Origin of the sequence: Nodosilinea nodulosa PCC 7104, from assembly GCF_000309385.1 — a bacterium.
GTDB classification, from domain to species: domain Bacteria; phylum Cyanobacteriota; class Cyanobacteriia; order Phormidesmidales; family Phormidesmidaceae; genus Nodosilinea; species Nodosilinea nodulosa.
The window spans coordinates 2,714,579-2,730,953 of sequence record NZ_JH976537.1 but is presented as its reverse complement, the minus strand read 5'-3'; the positions used below and the strand labels follow the sequence as shown (position 1 = coordinate 2,730,953).

Here is a 16,375-nt window from a genome sequence, read left to right as displayed (position 1 = left end):
ATTTAAAAATGAGCGAACCGTGAGTAGTAGTTGGGGCATGTCATATTTGGCTACAGCTTCGCTACAGCTTCTGCACTGCACCGACAAAAAAGATAGTGGCTAACGCTACGCCAGAACAATATCTGTAGCCTTTAATCGACCTCTATTTCGCCACCTGATCTGCTTTGGTAGGGATCCTGTATGGATAACGATACCCAAGCCACAAAACGTCTAGTCGAGATTATTCGGGATCTATGCTTTGCTCCTAGCCTAGATATTCTCATGACTCTGGTCGGTGCAGCGGCCCGAGAGCTGACCCATGCCGATGGGGCTACGTTTGTGCTTAAAGAGGGAGACCAGTGCTTTTATGCCCACGAAAACGCGGTTGCCCCCCTGTGGAAGGGGCAGCGATTTCCGCTCTGTAGCTGCATCTGTGGCTGGGCCATTAACCACAGACAGGCCGCCATCATTGAAGACGTATACAGCGACGCGCGGATTCCGGTAGAGGCCTACGCTCCAACCTTTGTGAAAAGCCTGACCGTGGTGCCCATGCGCCAGGCGAACCCGGTGGGCGTGATCGGCGTATACTGGGCCGAACGCCATCACCCCCAGACCGAGGAGGTTGAACTGCTGCAAATCTTAGCTGACACCACCGCCACGGTGCTCGATCGCCTCCTGGGTCAGGAGAAGCCCGAGGCGGCAGCGCGATCGCAGCTCGAAATGCTTGAGCACACCAATGCCAAACTGCGGGCCGAGGTCTTGCAGCGCCACACCACCGAGGCTGAGCTAACGCGGCTCTCGCTCACCGATGGCTTAACCGGCTTGTACAACCGCCGCGGCTTTTTTCTGCTGGCCAATCCAAAACTTCGGCAGGCCCAGCGCCAGCCACAGTCGGTAACAGTCTTCTTTATTGACGTTGACTATCTCAAGCAGGTAAATGACCACTACGGCCACGAGGCAGGCGACTGGCTCATTTTGGGTACTGCCGCCAGCCTGCATGAGACCTTCCGCGAGGGCGATATCCTGGCCCGGCTGGGGGGCGATGAGTTTGTTGTGCTGGCGATCGACTGCGCCGATGGCCAGGATGTGATCAACCGACTCAAGGCCAATGCCGAGATCTTTGTCCAAGAAAACAAGCTCCCCTATCCCTTCTCGATGAGTGTAGGGCTAGCGGCAAACCGGGGGGAGGGGGCCGCTTTGACGCTGAGTCAGCTAGTTTTCCAGGCCGATGCCGCCATGTATGCCCAAAAGCAGCGCAGACAGCCGCTCAACATCGCAGAAATTAAGGCCTCTCGGCGATGGGGCACCCGGGCATAGAGGGCTGGATGTAGACAAGTCGGATCCGGGCGTGACTGGACTAGCCCAGCAGCGGCGTTAGATCTAAATGCTCGCTGACCGCTTCGGTCAGCTCGTTGAGCACCGCCTCGCGCTGTTCGCGGTAGTTGGGTATGCCCGTGGGCAGTGAGCCAAGCCCCCGCTGCTGGCGCAGGCGGTTGAGCCAGGCCCGGCGCCAGGGGCCATTGTCGAAGAGGCCGTGCAGGTAGGTGCCCCACAGCGACTGGCTGGCATCCACTACGCCCAGGCTGCGGTCTTCAAACAAAAACTCAAACTTGGTGCCCTTGGCGTCTTGCCCCTCAGAGAGAATCAGCTGGGTGCGGCCCTGGTGCAGTTCGTAGCCCGACACCGGCAGCCCTTCCTGCGGGAAGCGCGAGCTGACCGTGCGCTGGCGGGCGATTTTTTGCTGGGTAATTACCGTGCGCAGGGGAAACAGATCTAGCCCTGGGAAGCGCCCCTCGTGGCCCTCAATGCCCTCTGGGTCGGCCAAAAATTGGCCCATCATCTGAAAGCCGCCGCAGACGCCCATGACGGTGCCCCCGGCGGCCACGTAGTTTTGAATTTCCTCGGCCATGCCGGTGCGCTGTAAAATCAGCAGGTCGGCAATGGTGGTCTTGGTGCCGGGAATGATGACGGCGTCGGGATAGCTGAGCTTTTCCTTGGGGCTGAGGTAGACCACCCGCACGTTGGGCTCGGCCTCCAGGGGGTCGAAGTCGGTGAAGTTGGAGATGCGGGGCAGGCGAATGACGGCGATGGTGATATCGGCCTGCTTTTTGCTGCCGGGGGTGCGATCGAGCAGGCTGAGGGAGTCTTCGGCGGGCAGGGCGTTCTCAATCCAGGGCACCACGCCGAGGACGGGAATGCCGGTGCGCTCTTTGATCCAGGCCAATCCCGGCTCTAGTACCTCGCGCTGGCCGCGAAACTTGTTGATAATAATGCCTTTGACCAGGGCGCGCTCCTCTGGCTCCATGAGCTCCAGCGTGCCGATAATGTGGGCAAATACGCCGCCGCGATCGATATCGGCCACCAGCACCGTGGGGGCGTTGAGGTGTTTGGCCACCCGCATATTGGTGAGGTCGCGGTGCTTGAGGTTGACTTCGACCGGGCTGCCTGCCCCTTCACAGACCAAAAAGTCGTAGTCCTGGCTGAGGCGGGCTAGGCTCTCTTGAATGGCCTGCCAGCCCTGGTCAAAAAAGTTTTCGTAGTACTGCATGGCGGTGGTGCGGCCCACGGCTCGGCCCCGGAGAATCACCTGGGAGGTCATGTCGCCCTGGGGTTTGAGCAGAATGGGGTTCATTTCTACCTGCGGCGGCACCCCGGCGGCCCAGGCCTGCACCGCCTGGGCGTATCCCATTTCGCCGCCGTTGGCGGTGACGTAGGAGTTGAGCGCCATGTTTTGCCCTTTGAAGGGGGCAACCCGCCAGCCCCGACGGCTGAGAATGCGACACAGGGCCGTGGTAATCAATGATTTACCCACGTGGGAGGCTGTTCCCACTACCATGATTGCTCTCATGGAGCGTCTCCAAAGTTGAATGAGTTCGGTAATTGGGCTAGAGCCCGAAGCTGCTTACTCGGATCCTAACCACTCCCTATGCAGATTCTTCAGGAACAACACAACCCGTCAGGACGATATTGGCTTTGCCACTGGCTTAGCGATGGTCAAAGCCCAATTCCGTAGGGCAATCGCACCCACCGGCACCATGCATTATAGAGATGATCGACCAGGGTGGGGCGGTACTGGGCTGGGCTAAGCGGGTGCAGCTGCTCAAACACCTGACGACCCAGGGGGGTGAGACGAAAGCTGTCGGTGAGGCCCTGGCCATCGACTTCGCGGCGCAGCAGGCCCACAGCGATCAGCCACATCATCTCATTTTCGGCCTGGAGTTCGGCCAGGGAGCGGCGGCTGTAGCCGCTGGTAAGCCCCCCTGGGCCGCAGACCTGGCGGATGGAGATGCTGCGCGATCGCATATTCGCCAGCAGGGTTAGCCGAAAGGGTGAACACCGGAAGGCTCGCGCCGCACGCCTGAGCGATCGCCGGGAATAGCGCAGCGACAGAGCAGAATTAGACTCAGCTAGAGCCATGGTTTCAGAGAGGTATAACTGCCTTAGATTGTAGGTTTAATCGACCGAGAAACGGAGAAGAATTCCAGATTGAAGACGATTTAGTAGCTATAGTTACTTTCCTCTTGGCAGGCAATTGATAACTCTATTAGCAGCTTAATTGTTTATTTAAGTTTCCTTAGCTCACGTTAATACACTCAGGGTTTCTAGGGTTCCGGCTTGCCGCCGCGTCGGTTGAGCGCCTGGTCCGAGAGAAACCGCCAGCGTTTTGTTGGGCCTGCATGGCTTTGGCCTTGTCCTCTACAACCTGGTACACGGCGGGATAAAAGCCCGGGAGGATAGCGAAGCGCTGCTTTGCCGTTCTCTCGGGCTTCCATATTTTGCGCGGGTTTGCTCTGGCGGCGCCCAGTATCCTCCCTCGACGGCCCTCGGCAGAACCTGCGCAAGCCACCGTGCTCACTCCCTTAAGGATAGATTCGTGCCCCTTCCCCTTGCTCACCCATGTCTTCTCCTCCCCTAGCTCCTGAAACCCAGGCTCTCAAACTGTCGCTAGAGGCCCAGGGCGTTAAGTACGCCATCGCCAGCTACGTGGATATCCACGGCATGAGTAAGGCCAAAATGGTGCCCATTGCCCACCTGGGCCAAATGATGGCGGGTTCTGAGCTGTTTACCGGGGCGGCCCTAGATGGGGTGCCCCAGGCGATTAGCGATGATGAGGTGGCGGCGATGCCCGACCCGGCCACGGCTACGGTACTGCCCTGGAACCCCGAGGTGGCCTGGTTCGCCAGCGACCTCTATCTCCAAGGGCAGCCCTTTGAGGCCTGCTGCCGCACCATTCTCAAACAGATGCTGGCCAAGGCCGCCACCCTGGGGTTTACCTTTAATCTGGGCGTGGAAACCGAGTTTTTCATGCTCAAGGAAAATTCCGACGGCGGTTTTGGCCCCGTGAGCGATCGCGACGGTCTGGCCAAACCCTGCTACGACCTGCCCAGCCTGCTGGACAACTACCCCTGGCTGAGCGAACTGGTGGAGTACATGAATCAGCTTGGCTGGGACGTGTATTCCTTTGACCACGAGGACGCCAACGGCCAGTTCGAAACCGACTTCGCCTACAGCGATGCGCTCACCATGGCCGATCGACTCACCTTTTTTCGGCTGATGGTCAAGGAGGTGGCCCGCAAACACGGCTACTTCGCCAGCTTTATGCCCAAACCCTTTGCCAACCGCACCGGCAGCGGTGCCCACTACAACATGTCGCTGGCCGACAGTCACACCGGCCAGAACCTGTTTGAGGCCTCCGACGACCCGCGCGGCTGCGGTCTCTCTACCCTGGGCTACCAGTTCATTGCCGGGGTGCTGCGCCACGCCAAAGCGATCTGCGCCGTCACCTGCCCTACGGTCAACAGCTACAAGCGGCTGCTGCGCCAGGGCAGCATGTCGGGCTTTACCTGGGCCCCGGTCTACATCTGCTACGGCAACAACAACCGCACCAACATGCTGCGCATTCCCCTGGCCGGGGGGCGGGTCGAGTGCCGCGCCGCCGACATCTCCACCAATCTCTATCTGGGGGCGGCAATGATTCTAGCCGCCGGACTGGAGGGCATTGCCGAAGGGCTGGACCCTGGCGCACCCCACACCGAGAACATGTACGACTACTCCCTGGCCGACCTCCAGGCGATGAAGATCGACATGCTGCCGCGCACCCTCCAGGAGGCGATCGATGCCTTTGAGGCCGATCCGCTCAGCGCAGCGGTGATGGGGCCGCTGATGTATCAAACCTACATCGACTTTCGCCGTCAGGAGTGGGAGGAGTATCACACCCACATTTCCGACTGGGAAATCCAGCGCTACCTGAAATTTTTCTAGCCCTCCGTGAGGCTGGGTTTGCTCCCAGCCATGTCCATGTTTCCCCAGCTTTCTCTGTAGTTTGTTTGAGTTAAATACCCACAACCATGAAACGACGCACCTTTTTACCCACCCTGCTTGCCTTTTTCTGCACCCTGCTGATTACCGTCAGCTGTGCCCAGAATGCCCCCCAGGCCGATGCGCCCGCGGAGCCTGCCCCCGCGACCGCGACCGCTGGCGAACCCGTGAAGATGGGCTACAGCAACTGGGCGGGCTGGTGGCCCTGGGCCGTGGCCGAAGCCGAGGGCCTGTTTGAGAAGAACGGTGCCAACGTCGAGCTAATCTGGTTCGACGGCTATCTGGAGTCGATTCAGGCGCTGGCGGGCGGGCAGCTCGATGCCAACGGCCAGACCCTCAACGACACCATTTCCTTTTTGGCCGATGCGGCCAATGGCATGGTCACGGTGCTGGTCAATGACAACTCCGCCGGTAACGACAAAATCATCGTGGCGGACGGCATTGACAGCGTGGCCGACCTCAAAGGCAAAACCGTGGCCCTGGAAGAAGGCGTGGTAGACGACTTTTTGCTCACCCTGGCGCTGGAAGACGCCGGTATGAAGCGCGACGATGTGGAGATTAAAAATCTCGAAACGGGTGCTGCCGCCACGGCCTTTGCCGCCGGACAAACCGATGGCTTTGGCGGGTGGGTGCCGTTTTGGGAAACCGCTCTATCGCGGGAAGGCAGTAAGGAAATTATCACCTCCAAGGACTACCCGGGGGCAATTCCTGATCTGCTGGTGGTTAGCCAAAAGCTAATCGACGAGCGTCCTGAGCAGGTGCAGGCTCTGGTGGATACCTGGTTTGACACGCTGGCCTTTATCAAAGCCAACCCCGATCGGGCTAACGAAATCATGGCTAAGCGGGCCAGTGTCAGCGATACAGAGTTTGAGAAATACACCGAAGGCACCAAAATTTTCACCCTGGAAGAAAACCTGGAAGCCTTTCAGGCCGGGGGAGACGACATGAAGTATATGCCCTACGCAGCCCAGAAAATGACGGATTTTATGGTGAAGGTTGGGTTTATTCCCCAAGCTCCTGACCTCAGCAAGCTTCTGGATGACCAGTTTGTTAAGGCCTATGCGGCGAAGAAGTAACTCTTGATGCAAACCCCCAGCTCCAATCTATGGATGATGGGGGTTCGTGCCCGACAGGTTGGTCGTAGTTTTTGGAATAACTCCTGTGACTCCCGCTTCTCCTTCTTTTTCAACGGCGCCGACAGCCGCCCAGGGCCTCAAGCCCAGCCTTTTTTGGCGACTGGCAGAGGATATTCCCAAACCGTTGAGCACAGTGCTGATGGTGCTCTCCATCGCAGTACCCCTGGTGCTCTGGTGGCTGGTCTCCAGCCTCGACCTGGTGAATGACAAGTTTCTGCCGTCGCCGCTGCAGGTGGTTCAGGCCCTGGGGCGGCTCTGGACCGATGGGTTTTTGCTGGACGATACGGCGGCCAGCCTGATGCGGGTGACGGTGGGGTTTGGGCTGGCGGCCCTGGTGTCGGTGCCCATCGGCATTGCCATGGGTGCCTTTGCTAGCGTGCGATCGCTGCTCGAACCCATCATTGGCGTGGTGCGCTACATGCCGCCCCCGGCCTTTATTCCGCTGCTAATCATCTATTTGGGCCTGGGAGAAGCGCCCAAAATTGCCCTGATTTTCATGGGCACGGTGTTCTTCAACATCCTGATGATTATGGATGCGGTGAAATTTGTGCCCAAAGCTCTGCTGGAGACCACCTACACCCTGGGCGGGCAGCGGCGGCAGGCGCTGTTTCAGGTGATTGCCCCCTACGTGCTGCCCAATATCATCGACACGTTTCGCATCAACATCGCCACCTCCTGGAGCCTGGTGGTGGTGGCGGAGCTGGTGGCGGCCGAAAATGGCCTGGGCAAGCGGATTGTGCTGGCTCAAAAGTTCTTTAACACCGACGAGATTTTTGCCTGCCTGATCATTTTGGGTGTGATTGGCTTTGCTCTGGATCTATCGCTGCGGTACCTGATGAGGCTCACCTGCAAGTGGGCGATTGATTGAGCCCCGTTTGCCCATCGACCTGTTCACTGATTCACTCTCTAACTCCTCACCACTATGCACCTTGAAATCAACAGCCTCAGCAAACAGTTTGAAACCCGCCAGGGACCAATTCTGGCCCTTGACGGCATTGACATGCATGTCGAAACGGGGGAATTTGTCTGTGCGGTCGGGGCCTCTGGCTCGGGTAAGTCTACGCTGCTGCGGCTGGTGGCGGGTCTGGATATGCCCACGGCGGGCGAGATTACCGTGGATGGTCAAATCGTGACCGGCCCCGGCTCCGATCGCGGCATGGTGTTCCAGAGCTACACGCTCTACCCCTGGATGACGGTGCAGAACAACGTGGAGTTTGGCCTCAAGCTCCAGGGCATTGGGGCGAAGGAGCGGCGGGAAATGGCCTCTTACTACCTCGATGTGGTAGGGCTGACCCGGTTTGCCCGATCGCTGCCCAAGCAGCTCTCTGGGGGCATGAAGCAGCGGGTGGCGATCGCCCGCACCCTGGCCTCGCGGCCCAAAATTATGCTGATGGACGAGCCCTTTGGGGCGCTGGACGTGCAGACGAAAGAAACCATGCAGCAGTTCATGCTGGATCTGTGGAATCGCACCGGGGTCAGCATTTTGATGATTACCCACGATGTCGATGAGGCGGTGTTTCTGGCCCAGCGGGTCTACGTGCTGACGGCCCACCCCGGCACCGTTCAGCGGGAGCTGTTTGTGGATTTGCCCAGCGATCGCACCTATACCGTGCGCCGCGATCGCGCCTTTCAGGACTACCGCGAAGAAATTATGGATCTGCTTCGGGGAAAGATGACCCCTGCCCTGGCGAGTTGAGGATGGTCACAGCGATGGGGGCTAGTTCACCACTGCGGCCACCCGCACCGCCGGATACCTGCGGGCTGCCAGAGCGGTTTTTGCTCACCGCCGACCACTACACCAACCCCCGCTGGCTCCCTGTCGAGCAGCGGGCAATCTTCCATCGCGCCTGGCTCTACGTAGGGGATGGCGATCGCCTCCAGCCAGGCATGGTGTGGGCCAGATCGGTGGCGGGTGCTCCCCTGCTAATTGTTCGAGACAGTGCCGGTGAACTGCGGGCCTTCTACAATCTCTGCCCCCACCGGGCGGCCATTCTGTCGCCGCAGGCGGGCATTCACCCCTGCCAGAAACTGGTGTGCCCCTACCACGCCTGGGTGTACGACCTCTCTGGAGATTTGCTGGGGGTGCCTGCCCAGCATCAGTTTCCAGAGTCCTTTCAAAAGCAGGATTTTGGGCTGCGATCGCTGCGCCTAGAGACCTGGTCAGGCTTTATGTTCGTCTGTTTTGATGACAGTGCGCCGCCCCTGGCCGAGTTTCTGGGCAGTATCCCCCAGCACCTGGGGCAGCACCGCACCGCCGCCAGCCAGCCGCTGGTGGCCAAGCAGTACACCGTCGCCTGCAACTGGAAGAACTACCACGACAACACCCTGTGCGACTACCACGTGGCGATCGCCCACCGCACCACCCTCAACCAGGTGCAGGGGCCAGTTCGCTACTACCAGCACCAGCTAGAGCCCTTTGTAAACCTGCTCTATACCCCTCTAACTTCTGCCTGGCGAGACGAAAACACCATCCTGCCGCTCCTCCAGGGCCTCAGCCGCGACGGGTTTTTTACCTATGGCATTTACCCGAATCTGCACCTGCTGGGGCTGCCCAACGGTCTGCTGGCCTGGCTGCACATCGAGCCTCTCACCGCTGAATCCTGCCAGGTGGCCCTCGAAATCTACGGCGACCCTGAGTATTGCCCCCCCGCCAGTGACCTGCTGGCCGATTTTGAAGCCTTCATGCAGGAAGATATGCTGCTCACCGAGAGCGTGCAGCGGGGCTACGCCAGCGGCACCTACACCCCCGGCCCAATCAACGGCCTGGAAACCCGCATCATTCACCAGCAGCAGTTAATTTGGCAGGCCCTTGCCGCTGCTGGTGAGGCTGAATAACAGCATGGCTCCGGTGCGGGCAACCCACCGCTGGCCCCTCGCCACACAGCGCTAAATGAGCTGCCGAACAAGACCCCCACCCCCCCCACCCCCTCACCCCTCACCCCCCACCCCTCACCCCCCACCCTCCCTACCCGCTCACCCCTCACCCCTCACCGCTCCACCCCTCACCCCTCACCCCCCCACCTTCCCCTCCATGCCCCCCAACCCCTTCCTCGGCCTCTGGCAGCGTCGCTCCATTCAGTTCGATCGGAGCGCCGCTGACACCAGCCAAGCGGTGCTATGGATCCAGGCTGAAACTCATTTTGCTGACGTGCGCCAGGTTCCCTTTGGAGGGCCGCTCACCCCAGATCGGTATCGGGAGATGGACTGGCGATCGCGCTTTGATGCCGATCTGCTGGGTTTTGCCGGCACCTTTAGCTGGGCGGCCGATGATGCGACCTGCGGCACCTGCACCTGGCGCCATGCTCTGGCCCTTACCCCTCGCCTGTGGCCCGATACCAGCCGCTACGAGTGGCTGGATGCCGACACTTTTCTAGAGCGGGGCACCTGCGCCGATGACGACGGCACCGACCACCCCTTTGTCGAGCACTGGTGCCGCATCCATCCTGGGCCGGTGGCGGTATGGTCCATAGCCCAGGGCGATCTGCGGGGGCAGGCCCTGACGGCGGGGGACTGGGCGGTGGTGGTTCACCAGTGGCGTCCTGCCAGCGCCAGCCCAATTCGCGATCGCGAGACCTTGGCGGCGTTTTCGGCCACGGCCTGGCGACACAAGCGGGGCACCTGGCAGCCCCAGTTTGGCACAGAGACCTGCCTGGGCAGCCCGCCCCGGTGGACTCCCCAGGATTTTGACCGAGGGGCGATCGCGGCCCCTGGCATCGCCCCCGCTTGCCCGCCCCTTGGTGCCGAGGTTAATTAAGTCTTGAGCCAGGGCGATCTACCCCAGTCTCGGTGTATGTTAAACCCCCATGAGCCCAAAAGTTTTACCCGGTCAAAGCTATCCCCTGGGGGCCACCGTCTACGCCGTGGGGGTCAATTTTTGCCTGTATTCCAAGCACGCCACCGGCATCGATCTGCTGCTGTTTGAGGCCGACGATATCACCCATCCCAGCCGGGTGATTACCTTTGACCCCCAGTGGAACCGCAGCTTTTACTACTGGCACGCCTTTGTGCCGGGGCTAAAAAGCGGGCAGATCTACTCCTATCGGGTGCACGGCCCCTTCGACCCGGCCCACGGCCACCGCTTCGACGCCACCAAAGTTTTGCTCGACCCCTACGCCCGCGCCATTGTGGGCGACGACCTCTACGATCGCACCGCCGCCATTGGCCCCGGCGACAACTGCGCCACTGCCCTCAAGGGGGTAGTGGTCGACACCCGCAACTACGACTGGGGAGGCGATCGCCCCCTGCACATTCCCTACTCCAGCAGCGTCATCTACGAGATGCACGTAGGCGGCTTCACCCGCCACCCCTCCTCGGGGCTGCCCGAAGACCAGCGGGGCACCTACGCCGGACTGATCGAAAAAATTCCCTACCTGCAAGAGCTGGGCGTCACCGCCGTCGAGCTGCTGCCCATTCACCAGTTCGACGCCCAGGATGCCATGCCCGGCCGCGACAACTACTGGGGCTACAGCACCCTCAGCTTTTTTGCTCCCCACCGGGCCTACAGCTCCCGCAAAGACCCCCTGGGGCCAGTCAACGAGTTTCGCGACATGGTCAAAGCCCTGCACAGGGCAGGTATTGAGGTCATTCTCGACGTGGTGTTTAACCACTCCGCCGAGGGCAACCACGAAGGCCCCACCCTGAGCTTTAAGGGCATCGACAACAAAACCTACTACATGCTCGAAGACAACCCCATCTACTATTCCAACTACAGCGGCTGCGGCAATACCCTCTCGCCCAACCACGCCGTCGTTGGCCGCATGATTCTCGACAGCCTGCGCTACTGGGTGTCGGAAATGCACGTGGATGGCTTTCGCTTTGACCTGGCCTCGGTGATGTCGCGGGATATGGCGGGCAACCCCCTGGAAGACCCGCCGATTTTGTGGAACATTGAGTCGGAGCCGATTTTGGCCGCCACCAAGATCATCGCTGAGGCCTGGGATGCCGCCGGACTGTACCAGGTGGGCAGCTTTATCGGCGATCGCTTTGCCGAGTGGAATGGCCCCTACCGCGACCACGTGCGCCAGTTTGTCAAGGGCGACACCGGGGTCGTGCCCGATTTGGCCGCCCGCATCCTGGGCAGCCCCGACATTTACCAAAAGCCCAACCGCGAGCCCAACCGCAGCATTCACTTCGTCACCTGCCACGACGGCTTCACCCTCAACGACCTGGTGTCGTACAACCAGAAGTACAACCAGGCCAACGGCGAGCACAACCGCGACGGCACCGACGCCAACTACAGCTGGAACTGCGGCGTGGAGGGGCTGTCCGCTCCGCCGGAGGTCGAGCAGCTGCGCCAGCGGCAGATCAAAAACCTGCTCACCCTGCTGTTTATGTCCCAGGGCACGCCCATGCTGCTGATGGGTGACGAGGTGCGCCGCTCCCAGCGGGGCAACAACAACGCCTACTGCCAGGACAACGACATCAGCTGGTTTAACTGGCAGGCCGTGGAGCAAGAACAGTCGCTGCTGCGCTTTACCCAGGGGCTGATTCACTTCATCCAAAACCTGAAGGTGTTTCGCCTGGAGCACCTGCTGCGGGTGACCACCAGCTGGCACTACGAGCCCCATATTGTCTGGCATGGTCTTCGGCTGGGCCAGCCCGACTGGTCTGAACAGTCCCACACCCTGGCCTTTACCCTGCGCTACCCCGACGCCAAGGAACAGCTGCACGTCATGCTCAACGCCTACTGGGAGCCGCTGATGTTTGAGCTGCCGGGGCTGGGGCCGCACGACCGCTGGCACCGCGTTGTCGATACCTCGGTGGCCCCGCCCCGCGACTTTTGCTACCCCGCCGAGGCCCCGGTGTTTGAGAGCGATCGCTATCCGGTAGGGGCGCGATCCTCGGTGGTGCTGATCAGCCAGGAGCGGAGCTAGGGGTTGCGAGGGCGATCGGAGCTATCCCCATCGCTATCTATCGCTGGTGGGTCGCGGCGAGCTAGGGCCCACCCTAGGATTGCTATGCCCCGCTGCCCAGGGCCAATCCTTGTAGAGATATTAAGTGTTGCAAAACAATTTATTTTTGCTCTGCAAAAGCAAAGGGGATTGATTTAAGCTGGCAATAAGCAAACTCGTAACGAGTATGACTTGTTCGAGTACTTGAGTTCCTGAGCTTGGGTAAACATTGGTTCTGGGGTGCGGTTAATTGACTGGAGTGACCCGCCACAATCCCCCTGGGGAATGTGAGTTTAGGTCGCTGTTTTGGGTTAGTGTCGCTACTCGTGAATCTCGCGATTAATCAGGATCTAAAGGATGCTGACTGCGAGTAAGGAGCTGGGCAAATGGTGCTTAACCGAGAGGGCCAGCAGGTTCCTCAAGTAACCTTTCGAATGTTTGCAGAGGGGAGTTGGTACGACCTTTCGACGGCGGATCTCTTTGAACGAAAAATGGTGGTGGCGTTTGCGGTGCCAGGGGCGTTTACCTGCCCGTATTCTCCTGTTCAACTGTTAGGCTACAACGAGTATGCCGAAACGTTTCATGCCAACGGGGTCGACGAAATCCTCTGCATTTCCGTCAATGATCCGTTTTCCCTGGCCACTTGGGCTCAGGAGGAAGGGGCTAATCAGGTGCGCTTTATTCCCGATGTGAAGGGTGATTTTACTCGCGCTATGGGGATGCTGATGGACCTGTTTGATCAAGGCATGGGGTATCGCTCTTGGCGCTACTCTATGCTAGTAAAAAACGGGAGGATTGAAAAAATGTTCGTCGAAGCCGATGGCTTTGAGGCGATGCCCGTAGTTTCTGACGCTGAGACCATGTTGAACTACATTAATCCCAAGGCTAAGACATCCGAGCGAACGGCTGTGCTGATGCAAATTTGGCAGGCAATGCTTTGCACTTAAACAAGCAGCCTAGGGACGAAAACAGCAAACCGTAGTACACAATCAGGAAAAGAAAAATGACCAGTAGCCAAATGAAATGTCCGTTCCCCATGAGCAGCAAGCTAATGGAAATTTGGCGGGCCATGGTGTCCGTGCTGGGATCGAGTAGCGAGAGAAATGCCGAAAACACCGTGCTACAGTCCACGACATCTAACGCAGTCGGCGGTGTCAGCACAGGTAATGGCGCTGCTAGCGCCTGCCCCTTTGTGGGTAGCCCCCAGGCCTTCTCGGCGGGCAGCGGCACCACAAACCAAGACTGGTGGCCAAATCAGCTGAAGCTGAACATCCTGCACCAGCATGCGCCCCAGGCCAACCCCATGGGCGAGGCGTTTGACTACGCCGAGGCGTTCAAAACCCTTGACCTGGCGGCTCTGCGGGCCGATATTTTCGAGCTGATGACCACCTCCCAGGACTGGTGGCCCGCCGACTACGGCCACTACGGCCCCCTCTTCATCCGGATGGCGTGGCACAGTGCGGGGACCTATCGCATCGGCGACGGTCGCGGCGGCGCGGGCACCGGCAATCAGCGGTTTGCCCCCCTCAACAGCTGGCCCGACAATGCCAACCTCGACAAGGCCCGCATGCTGCTGTGGCCGATCAAACAGAAGTATGGCCAGAAAATCTCCTGGGCCGACCTCATGGTCTTTGCCGGTAACTGTGCCCTAGAATCCATGGGCTTCAAGACATTGGGCTTTGCGGGGGGACGCGAGGACGTTTGGGAGCCGGAGTTAGACATCTACTGGGGCTCGGAGACCACCTGGCACGGCGATGCGAACTACAGCGGCGATCGCTACAGCGGCGATCGCGTGCTGGAAAATCCCCTGGCGGCCGTTCGCATGGGCCTGATCTACGTGAACCCGGAGGGGCCAGACGGCGAACCCGACCCCATTGGCTCAGGGCGCGACATTCGCGAGACCTTCGGGCGCATGGCCATGAACGATGAAGAAACCGTGGCGCTGACCGCCGGGGGGCACACCTTCGGCAAGTGCCATGGCGCAGGGGATGCGGCCCACGTAGGGCCAGAACCCGAAGGCGCCACCATTGTCGATCAGGGCCTGGGCTGGAAGAGCACCTTTAACACGGGCGTTGGCGTCGATGCCATCACCAGCGGCATTGAAGGGGCCTGGACCCCCACGCCGACCCAGTGGGACAACAGCTACCTCGAAACCCTGTTCAAGTACGACTGGGAGCGGGTGAAAAGCCCGGCGGGTGCCTGGCAGTGGGCACCGAAAAACGGTGCCGGCGCCGACACGGTGCCCGACGCCCACGATCCATCCAAGCGGCACGCCCCGATGATGACCACGGCGGACATGGCCATGAAGATGGACCCCATCTACGAACCGATCGCGCGGCGCTACCACGACAACCCCGATGAGTTAGACCAGGCCTTCGCCAAAGCCTGGTTCAAGCTCACCCACCGCGACATGGGGCCAAAGGCGCGCTATCTCGGCCCGGAGGTGCCCTCAGAAGACTTCCTCTGGCAAGATCCCATCCCCGCCGTCGATCATGAGCTGATTGACGATCAAGACATCGCGGTACTCAAGGGCAAGATTCTGGCTTCCGGCCTGTCGGTTGCCCAACTGGTCTCAACCGCCTGGGCCTCGGCGGTGACCTACCGCGATTCCGACAAGCGGGGCGGGGCGAACGGCGCCCGCATTCGCCTGGCCCCGCAGAAGGATTGGGAGGTCAACCAGCCTGCTCAACTGACCACGGTGCTGCAAACCCTGGAGGACATTCAAACCGAGTTCAACAGCTCGCAGTCGGGCGGTAAGAGGGTTTCGCTGGCTGACCTGATCGTGCTGGCTGGCTGCGCTGGGGTTGAGCAAGCGGCGAAAAATGCTGGGCACGACATCACGGTTCCCTTCACCCCTGGCCGCACAGATGCCTCGCAGGAGCAAACCGATGCAGAGTCCTTTGCCTACCTCGAACCTAAGGCGGATGGCTTCCGCAACTACAGCCGAGGCGAACATCACGTCTCTACGGAGGAGCTCCTGATTGATCGGGCCCAGCTGATGACCCTGAGCGCACCGGAAATGACGGTGCTGGTCGGCGGTCTGCGCGTTTTGGGTGCCAACGTTGGCGACTCCAAACACGGCGTCTTCACGCAGCGACCCGGTGCCCTCACCAACGACTTCTTCGTCAACCTCCTTGACTTCGGCACCACGTGGCAGGCGGTTTCGGATGAGGAGGAGGAGTTTGAGGGGCGCGATCGCAAAACCGGCGTTCTGAAATGGACCGGCACCCGCGTCGATCTGATCTTTGGCTCCAACTCGCAGCTCCGCGCCCTGGCAGAGGTCTACGGCTGTGGGGACTCCCAAGGGAAGTTCGTCCATGACTTTGTGGCCGCCTGGAACAAGGTGATGAACCTCGATCGCTTTGACCTTGCCTAGGCCGGGCGCAACGCTCCGGAAGGTTCCCTAGCCATAGCCCCGACCGATTGTGCAGCGATCGGTCGGGGCTATGCACATCTTGGGGAACCGTGAACACTGGCTATGCCGCTACAGTGATTGCACCCAGTCGACCCAGATTTAGCCTGTAGCCATAGTCACGCTGGTTAGAGCATCCAGAAACCCCATGGACGTTCTCCAACGTCTGACCGTTCCCAGGCGACCTGTCTTAACCAGACTGGCTACAGCCATAGCTACGTCTGGGCACCAGATTGGGGGCTGTCATTTAGCTATTTGCCCCGCTGCGTCAAGCGCTCCCCTCAGCTTGTTGCATGCAATAGCGATCGCACCAATACTTCGTCCCTTGGTTTTCAGGGGCGATCGCCGCGAAGCGTGACCCAGGTGCGGCTGAATCTTCATACCCCTTGCTCTGCAGCCTGTTGCTCCATTTGCAACAGGCCCGCTTTGCTGTGGAGCTCAACACTATTGACAATTTTTTGAGAAAGCGCCAAACCCACCAATTTCTCGTTGGTTAGGCTGCGCAGAAAAGGTCTAAAGTCCGCATTCTATTACTACGTAATAAAACCTATTCGGTGTATTTCTAATTACATCTTCACGGTTCTCGAAATAATTCAGGGCGTCTCGAAAATACACATCTTGTTGAGAATAGCAACGAG

11 protein-coding genes, 1 pseudogene and 1 riboswitch are annotated in these 16,375 nt (G+C 59.8%); of the genes and pseudogenes, 10 read left to right on the top strand and 2 right to left on the bottom strand.

Annotated features, from left to right (window positions below; genetic code table 11):
- The first annotated feature begins 180 nt into the window (after window positions 1–180).
- Window positions 181–1,296 carry a sensor domain-containing diguanylate cyclase gene (locus LEPTO7104_RS33700; RefSeq protein WP_017298961.1) on the top strand — a complete coding sequence of 372 codons (1,116 nt, stop codon included), beginning with the start codon at window positions 181–183 and terminating at the stop codon, window positions 1,294–1,296.
- Window positions 1,297–1,336: 40 nt separating this feature from the next.
- Here the strand turns inward: LEPTO7104_RS33700 and cobQ are convergent, their stop codons facing one another.
- Window positions 1,337–2,827 carry a cobyric acid synthase CobQ gene (gene cobQ / locus LEPTO7104_RS0112720; RefSeq protein ID WP_026072645.1) on the bottom strand — a complete coding sequence of 497 codons (1,491 nt, stop codon included), beginning with the start codon at window positions 2,825–2,827 and terminating at the stop codon, window positions 1,337–1,339.
- Window positions 2,828–2,973: 146 nt separating this feature from the next.
- Window positions 2,974–3,396: an Npun_F0494 family protein gene (locus tag LEPTO7104_RS0112715; RefSeq protein WP_026072644.1), complete on the bottom strand. Its 423-nt coding sequence runs from the start codon at window positions 3,394–3,396 to the stop codon at window positions 2,974–2,976.
- Between the two features lie 174 nt (window positions 3,397–3,570).
- A riboswitch (guanidine-I (ykkC/yxkD leader) is annotated at window positions 3,571–3,714 on the top strand.
- A gap of 162 nt (window positions 3,715–3,876) precedes the next feature.
- Between LEPTO7104_RS0112715 and glnT the strand changes: the two genes are divergently transcribed.
- The 9 genes and pseudogenes from glnT (at window position 3,877) to katG (ending at window position 15,701) form a co-directional block, all read left to right on the top strand.
- Entirely contained in the window at window positions 3,877–5,241 is a 1,365-nt protein-coding gene (gene glnT / locus LEPTO7104_RS0112705) for a type III glutamate--ammonia ligase (protein WP_017298957.1), read from the top strand.
- Window positions 5,242–5,327: 86 nt separating this feature from the next.
- On the top strand, window positions 5,328–6,374 hold the full coding sequence (locus LEPTO7104_RS0112700) for an ABC transporter substrate-binding protein (RefSeq protein ID WP_017298956.1): 1,047 nt from the start codon (window positions 5,328–5,330) through the stop codon (window positions 6,372–6,374).
- An 85-nt stretch (window positions 6,375–6,459) separates the two neighbouring features.
- Window positions 6,460–7,302 (top strand): ABC transporter permease, encoded by an 843-nt coding sequence (locus LEPTO7104_RS0112695; RefSeq protein WP_017298955.1) that lies wholly within the window; start codon window positions 6,460–6,462, stop codon window positions 7,300–7,302.
- 165 nt (window positions 7,303–7,467) lie between these two features.
- A pseudogene (locus tag LEPTO7104_RS0112690) lies at window positions 7,468–8,130 on the top strand (ABC transporter ATP-binding protein); the annotation flags it as partial.
- A 14-nt stretch (window positions 8,131–8,144) separates the two neighbouring features.
- Window positions 8,145–9,269, top strand: a complete 1,125-nt coding sequence (locus LEPTO7104_RS0112685) for an aromatic ring-hydroxylating oxygenase subunit alpha (RefSeq protein ID WP_155523618.1) — start codon at window positions 8,145–8,147, stop codon at window positions 9,267–9,269.
- A gap of 196 nt (window positions 9,270–9,465) precedes the next feature.
- Window positions 9,466–10,188 carry a hypothetical protein gene (locus LEPTO7104_RS33695; RefSeq protein WP_017298952.1) on the top strand — a complete coding sequence of 241 codons (723 nt, stop codon included), beginning with the start codon at window positions 9,466–9,468 and terminating at the stop codon, window positions 10,186–10,188.
- Window positions 10,189–10,237: 49 nt separating this feature from the next.
- The gene (gene glgX / locus LEPTO7104_RS0112675; protein WP_017298951.1) at window positions 10,238–12,307 is read left to right on the top strand and encodes a glycogen debranching protein GlgX; all 2,070 of its coding nucleotides are present in this window, start codon (window positions 10,238–10,240) and stop codon (window positions 12,305–12,307) included.
- A gap of 404 nt (window positions 12,308–12,711) precedes the next feature.
- Entirely contained in the window at window positions 12,712–13,272 is a 561-nt protein-coding gene (locus tag LEPTO7104_RS0112670; RefSeq protein WP_017298950.1) for a peroxiredoxin, read from the top strand.
- A 56-nt stretch (window positions 13,273–13,328) separates the two neighbouring features.
- Window positions 13,329–15,701 (top strand): catalase/peroxidase HPI, encoded by a 2,373-nt coding sequence (katG, locus tag LEPTO7104_RS0112665; RefSeq protein ID WP_225886973.1) that lies wholly within the window; start codon window positions 13,329–13,331, stop codon window positions 15,699–15,701.
- Window positions 15,702–16,375: the final 674 nt, after the last annotated feature.